Below are 18,836 nucleotides of genomic sequence, written 5' to 3'. Positions count from 1 at the left end.
CTAGGAGTATGGACGATTAGGGGTTAGCTGTTAGGTACATTAAGCTTGAAGGGCTGGTAGCTGCGATTTTTCGTTTGAGCTTTAGCATATATTAACTAAATTGCACTCCTACAAACTGATCAATATTGCCATGAAGCTTTTAGCATTTACTTTTATGTTAATTTTCAGTATCGCCGGTGTGCTTGTCGAAGATAGATTGAATGCACAAGAGTTGCAAGTCAGCACTAGAGACGGTGTGTTGGAAGGCGTTAATGAGTCGGGAGTTTATGTTTTCAAAGGGATTCCTTTTGCAGCCCCTCCCATAGGTCCTTTACGTTGGCGTGAACCACAGCCCGTGAAAAAATGGCAAGGTGTAAGGAAAGCCGATAAATTCGGCCCACGTGCCATGCAACGCCCAATATTCGGTGACATGAATTTCCGATCAAATGGCATGAGTGAGGACTGTCTTTACTTAAATGTATGGACGCCTACGAAAACTTTTCAGGAGAAACTGCCGGTATTGGTATATTTCTATGGCGGCGGATTGATGGCAGGCGATGGTTCAGAACCGCGGTATGACGGGGAAAGCATGGCTCGGCAAGGTATTGTGGCAGTCACTGTTAATTATCGTTTAAATATATTCGGGTTCTTTTCCCATCCTGAGCTAAGTAAAGAGTCTCCTTTTAAGGCTTCAGGAAATTACGGTTTACTGGACCAATATGCGGCCTTAAAATGGGTACAAGCGAATATAGCTGCTTTTGGCGGCGATCCGAATAAGGTAACGATCGCGGGTGAGTCCGCAGGGTCTTTTTCAGTCAGTGCTCAAATGGCTTCACCTTTATCAAAAGGGCTCTTTCGAGCAGCAATCGGTGAAAGCGGTTCGCTGCTTGGCAACCGACCTTTACCTACTCTAGCTGAATCTGAAAAGAAAGGTATAGCCTTTGCATCAGCAATAGGCGCTCCGTCATTAGAGGCTTTACGAGCACTTTCGGTGGATAAGCTATTAGAAGCGACTGCTCGTCCGGATGCAAATTTTGGTGTGAACATCGATGGTTATTTATTCCAAAAAAATCCGGCGGATGTTTTCAAGGACGGAGAACAGGCTAAGGTGCCTCTATTAGTGGGATGGAATTCGGAAGAAATGAACTATCGGGCCTTGCTAGGGAGTTTGCAGCCAACTAGGGAGAACTTCACAAAAGTTGTTAGAGAGCGATTCGGAGAAGATGCCGAAGCCTTGCTTGCTGTTTATAAGATAGATACGGATGAGGATGTAGAGCGGGTAGCAACTGATTTTGCGGGCGATCAATTTATTGCCTACGGCACTTGGCGTTGGTCAGATTTACACAGCCAAACAGGAGAAAACCCGGTATATCGCTATCTTTATGCAAGACCCAGGCCGGCAATGCGCGCGGAAATGGGCGACGCGGTAGCTGGTTTGGCCGGCGGGGTGATAAAAGGGGGAGAGGCAAAAAAACAGCGGATACCACTGTCAAAAGGAGCGGTGCATTCTGCTGAAATAGAATACGCACTAGGCAATTTGCCAACCAATAGGGTTTACGACTGGCAAGCCGACGATTATAAAGTATCAGCGGTATTGCAGGCTTATTTTGCTAATTTTATTAAATCCGGCGATCCAAATGGTTTAGGGGTGCCTGCCTGGCCGGCTATCCAGCAGGGCAACGCTGCAACCATTATGCACGTCGATACGTTTTCCGAAGCGATAAAAGAAAAACACCGAGATCGTTACTTACTGTTGGAAAAATTGGCTACTATGAAATAGTATTTTAACGAGTTTATGCGAGATCCACTAACGTATTTGCATGTCGTGATCTCCCGCCACTTACGGGCGGGCAGAAATACTATGTGACGATTCCAATAATAAGCGGCTCATCAGATTAAATTTTTCTTTATATAGCGGGTGTAAGTTTCCATCAGTATGGAAAAGATCGTTTCGTACAACGGGGATCGTATAGGGCAGTGTCCAAGCGCGAAGCGACTTGGCAACTGCATCCATCGCATTAATACCCTGCATGGCGTGGCCACCGCTAGCCCAGCATACCAGTCCGACTGTTTTGTTGGTGAGATATGGTGGATTTGCTTTACTGCTTATTTCCAGCCAATCCAAGCAATTTTTCATAATACCGGTCATACCGCCATGATATAAAGGAGTCAGCCAAATATGGGCATCGGCCTCCGTGAAAATACCTGTCATGATTTTCACCGATTGTGGTATGTTGACAAGACTGAGATCAAAAAAAGGAATGCCGGCATCAGCAAGATTAAATTCCGTGACCACAGCTCCTGCATCCGTTAGCCGGTTGTGAAAGTAATTACTGATGGTTTTGGAAGTACCCGTGTTCCGTTTTTCCAGGGCTCCGTTAAATATTAACACATTCATGTTTAATCAATTTGTTTGAATACAACTTTGGGCATGCCGATTTCACCATACATTAAAGCTTTAACACGGTAAGTAAGCAAAATGTTGGTGGCACCAATATAAATAGCTTCCGGAATTTGGGGATTGGCTTTTAAAACTACTTTTTGACCCCTGAGATATTCAAAATCATTCTTCTTTATTTCTTCTATCCATAAATCCATCAGGTACTCACGTTGATGTTTGCAGGAAATGAGATCGGTGAAACTGCTCAGCTTAGCGGCTATATACATGTAAACCCATTGTGGGATAATTGCGTCAATAGCACAGAACAGAGATACCGCTGTACCCTTATAAACCGACCAGTCAACACGTTCCATGTTTTCCTTAAACTCTTTTTCTTTAAGAATTAAGCCTTTATAAAGGTAAGGAGCTAGATCAAAATCTTTGAATTTGACGGTCGGTTTATAGTCCATTAAATTCATTGATTTAATATCCAATGTTTGTATTTTATTGGCTACATTCTCTATGCTGTTCATAAATCTTACAATTATTTCATATTGGCATACATGATTTGCAACGTAACCCAATAAAAGTAAAAAGCATTATTTTCTATCGTCTTCATGGCGTACCAGTTTATTTGAGAACACCCTCTTTAATAAGGGTATTTACCGCAAAGTTAAGTTCTCAAAGCAATAAACAAAGTGATTTCTTTGTTTATTGCTTTGGGATGACGTAGCTATCACTGCTCTATTAACCGTTACAAGAAAGATCAAATAACTTTAGATTACGCCTAAGTGGTTCGTTACGGTTTTAAAAAATCAGCGCATCCGATGGGCAGATACGCTGAGCTAACCAATTATAAAACCTAATATATATGAGAAGAGAAGACAAATTGAATACGGAACAAATATATAAAAAGTCTACTAAAATAGTATACTTTTTTTTAAAAAAAATTATCCCTCCTGTGAATGCTGAATTCCAGCTACAAAAACAACTTGGAAGAAGTTCGGATTTCCAAGATAGAAGGTAGCACTATTTTGGACTCGTCCTGATCGATAGGCTTTCCTTTTAATGCCTTCAATAGCAATTCCGCAGCTACTTTTCCCATTTCAAAAGCGGGTTGAGTAATGGTCGTGATGGCCGGATTAAGGATGCTTGCATGCATCAAATTAGAAAAGGCGGCTACTTTTATATCGTTGGGAATAACTAGGTTGCGTTCAGCGCAGGCCAAATAAGTAGGGAGAATGAGTTTTTCAACAGAGGCAATAATAGCGTCAGGACGACTCTCTGCCTGTAGCAGTTGATGGATGGCTTTTCGGTTTTCCTCATCTTGATTTGTACATATTAAGAGATTTTTGTCTTGTAGACTAAGGGCGTATTGATGAAGCGCGCTTTTATAGCCATTCATGCGTTGCGTGCTAATATTCAGTGACTCAGAGAAAAGAAGAAAGGCGATGTTTTTACAATCCTGTTCTATTAAATGTGCTGTTAATTTATAACTTGCTTCAAAATCATTCGTGATAATTTGTCCATCACCAACGCCCTCTAAAACACGGTCAAAAAATACTACGGGAATGCCCGCTTGTTTGAGTTTGTTTACAGCGGTCACATCCTGACTTTGACTCGTTACTGAAATAAGAATACCATCGACACGCCCGTTTAAAAGCTCTTTTAAAATGAGATTTTCTTTTTCAACTTGTTCGTGGGTTAAATAAACCAGTACATGAAAGCCTTCCTTTTGGGCTACTGTCTCTACACCATTAATAGCTTGTGCGAAATAACTATCGGCCACTTCGGGGATAACAACAGCAATAGTTTTACTTTTTTTGCCCCGTAAGCTACTGGCGTGGGCATTCGGAATATAATTCCACTCGCGAGCTAGTTTTAAAACCCGTTGTTTTGTTTCCTCACTGATGTCATAGCTATCGCGAAGTGCTTTAGAAACCGTTGCAGTTGATAATTTCAGTTCCCTTGCCAGTTCCTTCATCCCGATGGTTGCCATATCTATGCTTTATATAATTGGTTTTACGTAAACGATTAAGTAAATATATCTAATCAAAAGCGATTTATCCTAAAGGAAATATTGCAAATTTGGGTAAACGATGCGTCGTTGAGTAGTTTAATAGCAAAATAGTTGAGATATAAAGTTGCTCTTTGGTAAGGACTTTGCTTAATATCAACGACAATGGCTAATAGTCAATAACCAACAACGAATAACCAATAACAAGCAACTAATAACGAGTAACCAATAACAAACAGCTAACAACTAATATTATGAACAATCAAACGAATTCAATGGTTAATCATAACCCACTTACAGATTTAGAACATTGGGAGGATGATCTGCTGCGTCGTTACCCCGATCCCGACACGATCGCTACAGCAAAGACAAAAGAGGAATATCGAAATTACGAAGAACCGGCTCGCGATAGTGTGAAAGAATTTTATCGGTTAAATCATACGTATCAAACTTTTGAGTTTGTTGAAAACAAAAAGAAGGAATTCTTGCAATTCAACAAAAAGGAGATGCCGATATGGGAAGCCTTTGATTTCTTAAATCAATTGGTAGACGATTCAGATCCCGATACCGATTTGGATCAGTTTCAACATCTGTTGCAGACTTCGGAAGCGATTCGAGCAGATGGCCATCCCGATTGGATGGTGCTAACGGGGCTCTTTCACGATTTGGGAAAAGTACTCTGTCTATTCGGCGAGCCACAATGGGCTGTTGTCGGTGATACATTTCCGGTAGGTTGCGCTTTTTCGGATAAAATTGTCTATTCGGAGTTTTTTAAATATAACCCCGATTCTCAAAACGAGACGTTTAATACCAAATATGGTATTTACGAACCCAATTGTGGGTTAGATCAGGTGCAACTCTCCTGGGGACATGACGAATACATCTATCAGATGATGAAAGACTATTTGCCCGAAAGCGCTTTGTACATGTTACGTTATCATTCATTCTATGCACAGCATCGAGAGCATGCCTATGATCACTTGCTGAATAAACATGATCAGGAGATGTTCTATTGGGTTAACTTATTTAATCCGTACGATTTATATTCCAAAAGTCCGGTACCCCCTAATTGGAAGGAACTAAAACCCTATTATGAAGACCTGGTAGCCAAGTATTTGCCTCCAAAGCTGAAGTTATAAATTAGCTGTTGTGCGATAATTATGGCAGCGCCATCATTGTAATATCAATCCAATTTCTATATGTTTGTCTTTGACAATAGTGAAGAGACAAAAATGACCGTCCCTCATCCTATCCAATGCCCTCCTAAACAACGGGCATTGGATAGGATGAGGGAAAGAAATTGAACCTCTTAGAACTTATTCATCCAAATTATTTAACGCTATCCATGCCAAATCAACTCATTTTTTGGGATTATCTCGTATTTGCTTTCTACTTGGTAATAATTGTTTCATACGGATATTGGATTTATAAGAAAAAGAAGAAAAACGAAGCAAATAGTACCAAAAATTTCTTTTTGGCAGAAGGATCACTTACATGGTGGGCCATTGGCGCATCGATCATTGCTTCCAATATTTCAGCCGAACAGTTTATAGGAATGAGTGGTGACGGTTTCTTTGCCGGTATTGCCGTAGCTATCTATGAATGGTTGGGGGCGGCCGTATTAATATTGGTAGCGATCTTTTTAATGCCTGTTTATATCAAGAACAGGATTTATACCATGCCCCAGTTTTTAACGATGCGCTACAATGAGCAAGTAGCGCTTATTATGTCGATTTTCTGGCTATTTCTTTATGTGTTTGTTAATCTAACTTCCATCCTGTACTTAGGTGCGCTAGCGATCAATGGACTGTTAGGCGGTGCTTATTTTCACGAAATTATGATGGTGTTAGCTTTGTTTGCCATTTTCATCACCTTAGGGGGCATGAAGGTGATCGGCTATACCGACGCGATACAGGTTGCCGTGCTAATAATAGGAGGCTTAGCAACCACCTATATGGCTTTAACCATTGTAAGCCAGAATTTCGGATTGGGAAAAAACGCCTTCGCTGGATTTAATGTCTTGCTGCAGCAGGCTCCGGATCATTTCCATTTAATGTTTAAAAAACCTACCGCCGGGGCCCCACAGGAGTATGTTGACAAATATTTAATCCTACCGGCATTTGGTATGTATGCAGCGGGTCAGTGGATCAGTAACTTAAACTATTGGGGTTGCAATCAGTATATTACGCAACGAGCCTTAGGGGCCGATCTAAAAACCGCGCGAACGGGGATCTTATTTGCCAGTTTGCTTAAAATTTTAATGCCGGTTATTGTTATGTTGCCTGGAATCATCGCTTATGTATTATACAAAAATGGCATGCTGCCTGCTATGGAAGGACAGAATAAAGATGCTGCCTATGCGTCTATATTGACATTTCTGCCTGCCGGGCTAAAGGGGCTGGCGGTGGCGGCCTTAACCGCTGCTATTGTAGCTTCATTGGCGGGAAAGGCTAATAGCATATCCACCATATTTACCATGGACGTATATAAGAAGTATTTGAATAAACGTGCTGACGAAGAGCGTATGGTGAGAACGGGTCGTATTGCTGTCGTTGTTGCGATGCTTTTAAGTATTGCGTTTACTTGGAATGATCTGTTAGGTATAAGTGGAGAGGGTGGCTATACTTTTGTGCAAAAATATTCAAGCTTTATCAGTCCCGGTGTGCTGGCCACCTTTTTGTTGGGTATGTTTTGGAAGCGTACCAGTGGCGCGGCCGCTGTAGTCGGTATATTAACCGGCTTTGCTGCTTCTATTTTCTTTAACCAATTGGCGGTACCCCTGCTAGGACCTGAAACATGGTTATATTCAGCTTTTAAAAACTCCGAAGGCGTGTATGAGATACCCTTTTTTATATGTTTAGGTTGGTCTTTCTTTACGACGGTACTTGTCATGATAGGTGTAAGTTTAGCCGGCCCGAAAATCAGTCCAAAAGCCTTTTCTCTTGACAAAGCGATGTTTAAGCTGGAGCCGTCTACTATTATTTTAAGTATTACTACTATTTTATTACTATCCGTCATTTACGCTAGATTTTGGTAAATATATACAGAGCTCGCTAAGCCGTTTTTATCATATACAATTTTTAAGAAGCACCACCAATTATAAACCGAACGATGCCTTTAATGAAAGCTTAACATATAATAAGGGTTGAGCTAAAAGTGGCATTTTAATTTTGAGGCCATGCAGTTAACGGAAGAGCTAAAGCAAGGCGACTGGACCGCCTTTAATGCTGTTTATAAGCAATACCATCAACAGCTTTATTTCTTCATTAAAAAAAAGACGAATTCGGACTTTCTGGCGGAGGAAGTCGTGCAGCTTACTTTTATTAAGCTCTGGCAATGCCGTACAGCTGTTAATGGTCATATAGATCTTTCGTTGCAGTTGTTTCATATGGCCCGTCAAGTTATGATCGATGAGCTACGCAAGGAAGCAACGCGCACTAAGCACGAAGGAGTTTGCGCCGCTACACCCTTTACCGATAACCTCGTCCAAGCAATAGAAGCTAAAGATTTAATCCGGCTTTTTGATAACCAGCTGTCCGATATGCCACAGATTCGTCGACTTATATTTAACCTAAGCCGAGAGAAAGGGTTGAGTCATAAAGAAATCGCCGAAATGATGGGCATTTCTATGAAAACCGTAGAAGGACATATTACAAAAGTATTGAACCGGTTAAAGCAATATATGTATACCCTGTTCCTTTGATTTACCTGAATTGAAATAGCTGTTCATACTAATGTTAAATAATTGTTAAGTATCAAGGGACTCCCTTCCGGCAAACGTATTGTTTGTATATGAAGGGAAAACAAGATATCAGACGATCTATATGGCGTTGGCCAACACGTTCGATAAAAAGATACTTTACCGAACGAGAATGGGAGACCTTCCGGTCACCGGAGGAACTTGGACAAGAGAAGTCAGATCAGCTATTTGCTTCTATATCCAACAGATTGCAAAAACATGATTCGTCTCGTGTCAATAAGCGCCTACAGGTGTATTGGCCGGGTATATATGCGGCCGCAGCTACTTTCTTGCTTTTGCTAACGGTGATTGTTCTTTGGCGATCCTATATATCGTCGACTACCGAAAAAAAACAGAAACCGCAGGTAGCATCGCTCAACACTGTACCGCAATGGAAAGTTTATAACAACACAACAGAAAAGGCGGTCCGTGTGCGCTTACCGGATTCTTCATGGATGGTATTATATGCACATAGTTCCGCAAAGCATTTAGAGAAATTTAATGACGGAGAAAGAGCGTTATTTCTAAGTGGTAAGGCCTTTTTTGAAGTCGCGAAAGATGAACAGAAACCTTTCCGTGTTTACGCAGGAGGATTGAAAACAACCGTACTGGGTACTTCATTTACCATTAACACGTTGGGCAAAGGAGAAAACACCTATGTGAAACTGCATACGGGCAAAATTCAAATAGAGCCTTTGCAATTATCAAAAAACTTTCGGAAGAAAATTTTATTACCCGGTCAACATTTCACCTTTAACCGCCTAAGACAACGAGAAATTCCGGTTACGCTTGTTTCTAAGCGGAATAAGGACAATGAAATGCGTTCTTTCGAGAAAAGCGGCTTTACGCTCCATTTCAATAAGATGCAATTGAATGAAGTGCTGCAAGTGTTGGCTGAAAATTATCAAGTGGAGATCGTACTTGAGCCGAAGCTTAAAATTGAACATATAAGCTATACCGGCGAAATTAATATGCAGCTCGAACCGATTGATAATGTGTTGGCAAATATTTGTTTGTTAAACGGACTAACACTAGAACCAAATCAGGGCAACAGATTTACTATCCATAAAGGGAAAACACAAATACCATAACCATATCAAACACTTAATTAAATTAATTTCAAAATGAATGTATTAAAGCAACTAAAAACAAGCATTTTGCTGATTACCTGTGTGCTTTGTCAGCATGTTTATGCGCGGCAGGGGCAACCCATGGTATCAGGTATCGTGCAGGACGTGCTGGGCCAACCGCTTATTGGGGTAAGCGTGAAGGCCATTAATCAAAGTAGTGGAAAGAGTTTTCAAGCGAGCACATCTGAGAAAGGACTATTTCAATTCATGCAGATGCCGCTTGGAGGTCCTTATGACTTTGTCTTTAGCTATATAGGCTATCAATCGGACACACTGCGGAATTATCAGCTGAGTGCAGGAAAACAGGTAACATTAAGTGTTAAACTGCAAGAAGAAGCAACAGGTTTAGGTGAGGTCGTTATTGTTGGGTATGGTACAAGTAGCAAGCGCGAAATTACCGGGTCAATTACCTCGGTAAGTAGCGAAGAGTTCAACGCCGGGGTTTTTAGTACGCCCGGGCAGTTATTACAAGGTAAAGTTGCGGGCTTAAACATAACCCGAAGCGGTAATCCAAATGAAAAACCCACGGTAATTCTTCGAGGCCCAACTACTTTGCGCGCAGGGTCGCAAGAGCCTTTTTATGTAATTGATGGGGTGCCGGGTGCTTCCATCGATTTGGTAGCGCCGGATGATATCGAAAGCATTGACGTATTGAAGGATGCGGCTTCCACAGCCATTTACGGCTCTCGGGCAGCTAATGGTGTAATTATGGTTACCACTAAGAAAGCTAAGGCGGGTGCTACCCGGCTTTCTTATAGTACCTATGTGGCAGCCGAGCAGATTTCCAACACCATTGACATGTTAAGTGGTGAAGATTTGCGTGCCTACCTTGGTGAAAATGGTAAAACGGCTGCCCAAGATGATGGGAGCAATACGGATTGGCAAGAAGAGGTAAGCCGCACAGGTATTTCCCATAATCACAATCTGTCGTTTAGTGGAAGTGGTCAAAACTCTTCTTATGGTGCCAGCGTAAATTACTTAAATAATCAAGGGGTTATTAAAGGCACTTCCATGGAACGATTTATTGTGCGAGGTTATATGGAACAACACGCTTTTAACGATCGCTTAAAGCTCAACTTAAATATTACCAATAGTAACACAGATAGTAAGTTGGTGCCCAATGAGGTATACAGCAATATGCTGACCTATTTGCCAACAGTTGCTGTAAAACAACCGGATGGCTCTTATACCGAAGACTTTTCAGTAACTCGCGGCTATCTGAATCCTGTTTCACTTATTGATAACAATGATATCCGTCAAAAAACAAAAGTGTTTTTGGCAAGCGGTGGTGCGAGAGTAACTATTCTCGAAGGATTCGATTTTACCACCAATGTGTCTTATCAAGATGAACGGATTGACAGTAATGTCTATTATAACCGATTTTCAGGATTAGCGCAGAATCTAAACGGACGCGTTATCCGAAATACCGTTAGTAATACAAAAAAAATCCTGGAGTCGTTCTTTAATTACAATCGTAGCTTCGGTGAGCATGGCGTAAAACTGTTAGCTGGTTATTCTTGGCAAGAGGATCGTTTAGGAGATGGTTTTCAAACTACTAACCAGGGATTTGTGACGGATGGTTTGTCTTATAACAACCCGGGTTTGGGCGATTCAAACGAAATACCGGTCGATTATGGTACCAAGCGAATTCAGACATTAAGACTCATTTCTTTTTACGGTAGGGCAAACTACCAATATAAAGGCCGGTATCTATTACAGGCCAGCTTAAGAAGAGATGGATCATCGGCCTTTGGCGAAAACAATAAATGGGGTTTGTTCCCAGCGGTATCCTTAGGGTGGTTAATTGATCAGGAGGCGTTTATGCAAGCATTACCGGTTATCAGTAGCCTGAAATTACGTGCCGGTTACGGCGTTTCCGGCAATTCACAAGGATTCAACGTGTTTACATCCAGATTCCTTTATGCAGGTACAGGGCGTTTTTATTATAACGGTCGCTTCGTTAATGCGATTGGACCTTTCCAAAATGAAAACCCCGATTTAAAGTGGGAACGAACAGCTACACTTAATATCGGGTTGGATTTTGGTTTGTTTAACAATAAACTTTCCGGTTCGGTGGATGTTTATGACAAGCGTACCTCCGATTTGCTATGGACTTATCCCGTATCAGCTACGCAATATTTTGTACCTGAATTGACAGCTAATGCCGGTGAAATGTCCAATAAAGGAATCGAGCTCGCTTTGCAGGCTACTCCGGTTAACCGAAATGGTTTTAGCTGGACAACAGCTATTAACCTGGCGCATAACCGCAATAAAATGACATCACTGAGCAATGATAATTTTGAATTGCCGCTGATACAAACCGCTTACTTAGGAGGTAGAGGACAATCGGGGAATGCTTCGCAGCGTGTACAAGAAGGTTATGCATTGGGTTCCATCTATACATGGCGTTATGCCGGAAAGAACGCCGAGGGTGTATCGCAGTTCTATGATAAAGATGGGAACTTAACAACTGCACCAACGTCAAACGACTTTTATTATATCGGTAATGCGCAACCTAAACTGATTTATGGTTGGAACAATACCTTTAAGTATAAGAGTTTTGACTTAAATTTCTTTCTCCGCGGAGTTACCGGTAATAAAATTATCAATGCAACCCTAGCCGATATGAATGCGCCTAATAATGCTACGCAAACGAATATACCACAGTTTACCTTAGATGAGCAGGAGCCTATTAATGATAACAATGCCTATTTGCTGTCGGATCGTTTTGTTGAGAGCGGGAGTTATCTGCGTTTAGATAACGCGACCTTAGGTTATAACTTTAAGAAGGACAAAAGTATGATTCGAATATATGTGGGTGCTAATAACTTGTTTGTTATTACAAATTATCGAGGAATTGACCCTGAGATTAGCATGGGTGGGATAGAGCCGGGAATTGATAATCGCAATTATTACCCCAAAACTCGCTCCTTCATGTTGGGTTTAAACGTGAATTTTTAATGGAATTTAATGTTCAATAAAGTAGACAGCAATATGATAAATAATGATGGTTGTATTGCACTAAAGATATACAAGATGAAAAAAAGAATATTTTTAATCGCCATGTTTATTGGGATGATAGCTGCAAGCTGTACGAAGCTGGACGTACCTGTTGAGTCGGAGCTGACTCCTGATAATTTTCCAAATACACCGGAAGCTTTTGTGGCTGCAACAGGACCCATTTATACACAGCTGAGGTCTGGTTATGCTGTTAACTATTGGCGTATGCAGGAACTTTCTACCGATGAAGCTATTATCCCTGCAAGAGATGGGAATTATGATGATGGTGGGCAATATAGGATGCTGCATAAACATAATTGGAATCCGGACCATCCAACGATTAAAGCGGTTTGGGAATGGGGCTTTGGTGGTATCCAAACGTGTAATCGGCTGTTGGCACTGTTCGAAGATGCAGTAGAGAGTGATTCGAAGAGACAAACCCTAGCGGAGATTCGGACTATGCGAGCGCTTTTCTATTTTTTTATGATGGATTTATATGGAAATGTACCCATTTCGATTGCTTTCGGTTCATCCGAACAACCAGCTACTTCAAGTCGTTCAGAGGTCTTTAATTTTATCGAAACGGAGTTGTTGGCTGCGGTTCCTGATTTATCGGTCGAGACAGGTATGTTGACTTATGGTCGTCCAACTCGTTGGCTAGCCTATGTAATGCTGCAGAAACTTTACTTAAACGCCGAATATTATACGGGTACGCCGAAATATACAGAATCGGTGGCGTACGCTGATAAGCTCCTGACTGAATCAAATTTTTCACTTATGAGCGATTTTACAAGCTTGTTCATGCCGGATAATGGTCCAAACAGCGAGACCATCTTTGCAGTGCCTTATGATGCCAATGTGGCTCCGGGAAATCAATTCTCACGATTCGGATTGCATACAGCTCTACAAGACAAATACGATTTGCCCTTTAGACCGAGTATTGCCTTAAGCACTATCGCCGATTTCTATCGTTTGTTTAATCTAGCGGGCGACAAACGCAATGAGACTTGGCTGGCTGGAAAACAAGTAGATTTTGATGGTAATCCGATTTTGGTCAAAACAACCAATAAAGGCTTAGATGCAAGCTATAGCGGGCCGGACCCAGGGAAAGAAATTCAATGGCAATTGGAATTTACGCCCGAAATGCCTTTACGTTTGGAAGCTACGATGGACGTCGGCAATGATGAACTTGGCAAAGCCCGCGGTGTACGTTCAATAAAGTACTACCCCGATAAGAATACGCATCCCAGCAATCGTGATTCTAACAATGATGTGCCGGTATTTCGTTTGGCGGATGTTTATCTAATGAAAGCCGAGGCGATTCTCCGAGGTGCCGCGGCAACCACCGTGAAAGGTGAATCACAAACGGCAGATGTACTTGTAAATAAGATCCGTAGGCGTGTGGGCGCGGATGAAGTAATGGGTATTACTTTAGAAACTCTTCTAGACGAACGAGCAAGGGAGTTTGCTTGGGAAGCTTGGAGAAGGAATGATTTGATACGCTTTGGTAAATTTGAAGATGCTTGGGGATTTAATCCCGGAGGGCAAGCACCAACCTATCGCATTTATCCGGTGCCTACCAGCGAAATGAGATTGAATACGAAATTAATACAGAATCCTGGCTACTAGCCCGCTAAATCTGTCTTAAAACCGAGCCGTTCTGCAAAGAACGGCTTTTTTTATAAACAATTGTTAAGTAACGGCAAGTGCCGGTTTTTACTCTTTGTTTTTCGGTTTAATAACTTTAAATGGTTGTTTTTTAGTAGTTTGATTTGTTTTTAGCTGGTCTATGTTTGGAGTTAACCAAAATTTAATATTTAAATAGTTTACTAATAATATACAAAGTTTAATATTGTTGTGTTTAAAAACACCTAATGTTAAAAGTTTGTTTATGTTAGTTCAACCTTCATCTCATTTACGGCAGAAATCAATACTATTACTCCTGTTGACGGTTCTTTATGGCTATTCCTTCGGGCAATCTCCCGTAGTCAGCGGAAAAGTAACCGATTCGCTGACCGGCGAAACCATTCCCGGCGCGACCGTTCGTAACATGAGCACCGGAAAAATGGTGTCAACCGATCAAAATGGAAATTTTAATGTTTCGGCAAATTCAGCTGACTCGCTACAGATTGCCTTTATTGGCTATTTGACCAAGCGTATGATTGTCGATACAAAAAAAGAACTTATTATTGCCCTCGCACCTAATCAACAGGGTCTAAATGAAGTAGTCGTTACCGCACTAGGTATTAAAAAGGAAAAGCAGGCGGTTGGTTATTCTATTCAGGAAGTAAAAGGGCAGGATTTAGTAAAAGCGCGTGAGCCGAGTGCTATTTCCAATTTGGCAGGTCGGGTTGCCAGTCTCACGATCACACCAAGCACCAATCTCTTCGGTGACCCCGGTATTACTTTACGAGGGCGTAATAATGTGTTAATTGTAGTTGATGGTATGCCCATTAATACAGATTCCTGGAATTTAAGTCCTGATGATATTGAGTCGTATTCTGTATTGAAAGGCGCTAATGCTGCCGCTCTATATGGTAACAGAGGGCAAAATGGTGCGATTGTCATTACTACAAAACGTGCCAAGGCTCGAGACAAAGGCTTTCAAGTCGAATTTAATTCGAGTACCCAATTACAGACCGGTTATAATGCGATACCAAAAATTCAAACAGCGTACGGTCCCGGTTCCAATTATGAATATGCTTTTAAAGACGGTAGAGGGGGCGGGATTAATGATAATGATTACAATATTTGGGGGCCGCGTTTCGAGGGGCAACTGATTACACAGTATAACAGTCCGCTTGACCCGCAAACCGGCGAACTGGTGCCATTGCCTTGGACGGCAAAAGGAAAAGACAATTTAAAGGAGTTTCTGGAAAATGGTTTATTAAGTACAAATAACCTGGCTATTTCCACTAAAGGAGATCGGGGAGATTTCCGATTGTCGGCATCCCAGATGTTTCAGAAAGGCACGACACCTAACACAAAATTAGGAGGAACCAACGTAAATCTCTCTGGCGGTATTAATGCCGGCAGTAAGCTTCGCTTTGATGCGAGTATCAATTATAATAAACAATATTCACCCAACTATCCGAATTTAGCTTATGGTCCGCAAAGTCCCATTTATATATTAACGCTTTGGGGAGGCGCGGATTACGATATTAATGATCTCCGAAATTATTGGCAACCGGGCAAAGAGAATGTACAACAATATAATCGAGAGTATACGATTTACGATAACCCTTGGATGACAGCTTATGAAAACCTGCGAACTTATGATAAAGATGATATTTATGGACATATCATGATGAACTATAAGTTAACGGAGAAGCTGTCTTTCAATGCTCGTACGAGTGTTAGTACTTGGAACCGGAATCGCACAATTAAAATCCCGATATCAGCCAACTTATATGGCTACACTATTGGTGGAAGTAGAGTGGGGGGCTATCAGGAAACGTATGATACCTTTTGGGAAAACAATACGGAAGCGTCCTTAAAGTATCAAGACCGGTTTTTTGAAGATGTTGGTTTCACGGGATCCATTTTCGGGAACTTGCGAACCGTGAGCGCTAAATCGCTGTTTGCACGGACTGACCGTGGGTTAACAGTACCGGGAGTGTACGACTTGAGTAATTCGGTTATGCCTACCATTGCCACTAACGATAGGGCTTCCAGACAGGTTGGAAGTGTATATGGTTTTATTGATCTCGACTACAAGAGTTTATTGTATTTAAGTTTGACCGGGCGTGTTGACAAATCATCCACTATGCCCCTAAAAAACAACACCTACTTTTATCCATCGGCGTCTCTTAGTGCTATTATCTCCGAAATGATTAGCATGCCCAAAGCGATAACATCCTTGAAAGTGCGCGGTGCTTACGCAGACGTTGCCAGTGATTTTGTAGACGAAGATGCCCAGTACGATATCTACAAGTTGTTACCCTTTTATAGTAATTATGGGAGATGGGAAAATACCTATACCGGCGTTAATTATACCGGTGTATTGCCTAATCCTGATTTGTTGGCGGAACGTGTGAAGACATTTGAGCTAGGGCTTGAGGCTAGATTTTTTAATGGACGACTAGGCGTAGATGCAGCTGTTTTTAGAAATTTAGAAGGGCCGCGGATTACTGAGCTTGCTACATCCCTAACATCGGGTGTCAGTGCTCGACAGACAAATGGTTTAACGCTCTTACGCAAGGGGCTGGAGTTAAGTGTAGATGGTACGCCCATTGCCCGTGATAATTTCTCGTGGAATGTGCTTGTCAATGCCTCGACGAATCATGCCTGGTTACATGAAATTGACGGCGTGCAAAATCGTTATGGAAATATCCATGTCGGCGAACGATGGGACAGTTATTATATAAAAGATTTCCAACGGGATGATGAAGGGAAGCTTATTGTAGGGACAAACGGTCTACCTGCCTATAATCCTTATATGACGAAAATAGGACACAGCGATAATAACTGGGCTGTCAGTGTTAACAACACCTTCAAGTATAAGGCCTTTAGCTTAAGTTTTATGTTCGATGGCCGATTTGGTGGTTTGATAAAGAATGTACAAGACGCCAAACAGTGGGGATCGGGCACTCATCCGGAATCTGCCAATGAGTACCGTTTAAAGGACTGGCAAAATCGAGATGTGGACGGGTATAAAGGTAGTGTTATGACGGACGGCGTAAAAATCGTCAGCGGTCAATTGAATGCCGATCAAGATGGGAATGTAATTTCTGACACACGTGTTTTCGCTCCAAATGATATTCCGGTATTATGGCAAGCGTGGGCGACCAATTATTATCAATCCGATCCCATTGCAACGAAGAAAAGAACCTTTGTAAAGTTGCGAGAGATTGTGTTGAGCTATGACTTCCCGTCATCCTTTCTCAAACGGACCAAGTTCTTTGATACGGCAAGTGTCTCTTTAGTCGGGCGCAATCTGTTCTATTTTACAGGCAAAGGGACGCAAAATATGGATCTGGATCAGTTTACAGGTTCTAGTTCTGATTACCAGACGCCATCTGTCAAGAGTTTTGGCATCAACCTCAATGCAACTTTCTAATACTTCCATGGACCCGAAAAATATACTAATGAAAACCTTCCAATCAATAACGCTCATTTTGCTGCTAGCTTGCATGGTGAGTGCCTGTAAAAAAATTGAAGATCTACAAAAAGATCCGGCCGCCGTTTATGCCCCCGCGCCTAAACTTATTTTCACCGGATTATTGATGCGTGCTTCCGATGCGCCTTGGAGCCAAGATCAGCGTCACAATCAATACATGACGCAGAATGAGGCCTATTATGCCGGACAGCCTTATAATTGGACTACCGGATCCTATGAGGAGGCATATGGCGCACTCCGCGACGTAAATCGCATGGAAGTGGAGGCGCAAAAGGCCGGTGAACTCGGTGCTGTTTATCTCAGTATGGCTAAATTTTTCAAAGCCTATTTTTTTTGCCGGGCAACGGCCATGTTTGGTGATATACCGATGTCAGAAGCTATTAAAGGAGAGGCTGACAACAACTTTCAGCCCAAATATGATACACAGCAAGCGGTATATGCACAAGTGTTGAACTGGCTAGAGGAGGCTAATACCGAGCTTGAGGCGCACGCGGCGCAGGGCGCTTCGTTAGAAGGCGACTTTTTTTATGACGGGCAAATTGATAAGTGGCGCAAGTTGGTGAATTCGTTTAAATTGAGGGTATTGATGGATTTGAGTAAGCGTGCGGATGATACGCCTGACTTACGTGTAAAAGAACGTTTTGCCGAGCTATTGGCCAATCCATCACAATTTCCGCTTATATTATCCAATCAGGATAATTTTCAGTTACTATACAACACCATCAACATGTATCCTTTATGGCCTTCAGATGGTATCGTCATTAAGCGAGATGCACGTAATACGTTAGGCGCTACATATGTAGATATTCTAAAGGAAAGCAGAGATCCGCGCTTACTAATTCAGGCGCTTCCGGCAGAAGGGCTCCGTGCTGATCCCGATAATCCTTTTACCGCTTTTCAGGGAGGAAAAACCGGTGATCTACAAAGCACACTCTTGAAGCAGGCTACCGAGGGCCAACTTTCGATGATCAATTTTGATTATTGGATAGCTTCCCCTTCCGGTATTCCGGCCATACAGCTCGGAGCCTCAGAAGTTCAATTTGCTTTGGCCGAAGGTGTTAATCGTGGATGGGCGGCAGGCAACGCTGCGGAACATTTTGAATTAGGTATCGAAGAGTCCATGAAATTCTATGGTGTGCCTGCTGATCAAATCAGTACATTCTTAGCGGGCAATCCCTATAAGGGAAATAATGAAGATGGTCTTCGGCAAATTTTAACACAAAAATATGTAGCCTTCTTCGAAAACTCCGGAAAACAGGCCTTCTTTGAACAGAGACGCACAGGAGTTCCAACATTCAGTGTTGGGCCTGCAAACGCAAATAACAATGAAATACCAAAAAGATGGGCTTATCCCACTGCGGAATATAGTACTAACGAAGCGAATTTAAAAGAAGCGCTTCAACGACAATTCAAGGGTTCTGATACCCAGAATGATATCATGTGGTTGATTAAATAGTAAGCAAATTCATTAT

At 41.9% G+C, this 18,836-nt stretch carries 12 protein-coding genes; 9 read left to right on the top strand and 3 right to left on the bottom strand.

Going from position 1 to position 18,836, the window contains the following annotated elements; translation table 11 throughout:
• The first annotated feature begins 130 nt into the window (after positions 1-130).
• Positions 131-1,759 carry a carboxylesterase/lipase family protein gene (locus FKG96_RS24575; RefSeq protein WP_130857990.1) on the top strand — a complete coding sequence of 543 codons (1,629 nt, stop codon included), beginning with the start codon at positions 131-133 and terminating at the stop codon, positions 1,757-1,759.
• Positions 1,760-1,819: 60 nt separating this feature from the next.
• On the opposite strand, the gene FKG96_RS24570 is transcribed toward FKG96_RS24575, so the two are convergent.
• The 3 genes from FKG96_RS24570 to FKG96_RS24560 form a co-directional block, all read right to left on the bottom strand.
• Positions 1,820-2,377, bottom strand: coding sequence for an NADPH-dependent FMN reductase (locus FKG96_RS24570; RefSeq protein WP_130857991.1), 558 nt, complete (start codon positions 2,375-2,377; stop codon positions 1,820-1,822).
• A 2-nt stretch (positions 2,378-2,379) separates the two neighbouring features.
• A complete protein-coding gene (locus tag FKG96_RS24565) occupies positions 2,380-2,892 on the bottom strand; it encodes a DUF2480 family protein (RefSeq protein ID WP_013663516.1) in 513 nt (170 codons plus the stop codon).
• Between the two features lie 446 nt (positions 2,893-3,338).
• Positions 3,339-4,358, bottom strand: coding sequence for a LacI family DNA-binding transcriptional regulator (locus tag FKG96_RS24560; RefSeq protein WP_130857992.1), 1,020 nt, complete (start codon positions 4,356-4,358; stop codon positions 3,339-3,341).
• Between the two features lie 272 nt (positions 4,359-4,630).
• On the opposite strand from FKG96_RS24560, the gene FKG96_RS24555 reads away from it, so the two are divergent.
• From FKG96_RS24555 to FKG96_RS24520, 8 genes are all read left to right on the top strand, one after another.
• Positions 4,631-5,515 carry an inositol oxygenase family protein gene (locus FKG96_RS24555; RefSeq protein WP_130857993.1) on the top strand — a complete coding sequence of 295 codons (885 nt, stop codon included), beginning with the start codon at positions 4,631-4,633 and terminating at the stop codon, positions 5,513-5,515.
• A gap of 206 nt (positions 5,516-5,721) precedes the next feature.
• Positions 5,722-7,413: a sodium/solute symporter gene (locus FKG96_RS24550; RefSeq protein WP_013663513.1), complete on the top strand. Its 1,692-nt coding sequence runs from the start codon at positions 5,722-5,724 to the stop codon at positions 7,411-7,413.
• 141 nt (positions 7,414-7,554) lie between these two features.
• On the top strand, positions 7,555-8,079 hold the full coding sequence (locus tag FKG96_RS24545) for an RNA polymerase sigma factor (protein WP_013663512.1): 525 nt from the start codon (positions 7,555-7,557) through the stop codon (positions 8,077-8,079).
• An 89-nt stretch (positions 8,080-8,168) separates the two neighbouring features.
• Positions 8,169-9,206: a FecR family protein gene (locus FKG96_RS24540; RefSeq protein ID WP_130857994.1), complete on the top strand. Its 1,038-nt coding sequence runs from the start codon at positions 8,169-8,171 to the stop codon at positions 9,204-9,206.
• A gap of 33 nt (positions 9,207-9,239) precedes the next feature.
• Positions 9,240-12,206: a SusC/RagA family TonB-linked outer membrane protein gene (locus tag FKG96_RS24535; RefSeq protein ID WP_149106260.1), complete on the top strand. Its 2,967-nt coding sequence runs from the start codon at positions 9,240-9,242 to the stop codon at positions 12,204-12,206.
• Positions 12,207-12,281: 75 nt separating this feature from the next.
• On the top strand, positions 12,282-13,874 hold the full coding sequence (locus tag FKG96_RS24530) for a RagB/SusD family nutrient uptake outer membrane protein (RefSeq protein ID WP_242627381.1): 1,593 nt from the start codon (positions 12,282-12,284) through the stop codon (positions 13,872-13,874).
• Between the two features lie 262 nt (positions 13,875-14,136).
• Positions 14,137-17,304 (top strand): SusC/RagA family TonB-linked outer membrane protein, encoded by a 3,168-nt coding sequence (locus tag FKG96_RS24525; RefSeq protein ID WP_130857996.1) that lies wholly within the window; start codon positions 14,137-14,139, stop codon positions 17,302-17,304.
• Between the two features lie 28 nt (positions 17,305-17,332).
• Complete coding sequence (locus tag FKG96_RS24520) at positions 17,333-18,820, top strand: SusD/RagB family nutrient-binding outer membrane lipoprotein (RefSeq protein ID WP_149106259.1); 1,488 nt, start codon at positions 17,333-17,335, stop codon at positions 18,818-18,820.
• The last annotated feature ends 16 nt before the right edge of the window (positions 18,821-18,836 follow it).

It is taken from the genome of Olivibacter sp. LS-1 (assembly GCF_008245145.1).
Classification (GTDB): domain Bacteria; phylum Bacteroidota; class Bacteroidia; order Sphingobacteriales; family Sphingobacteriaceae; genus Olivibacter; species Olivibacter oleidegradans.
This window is presented reverse-complemented; position numbering and strand designations above follow the sequence as displayed.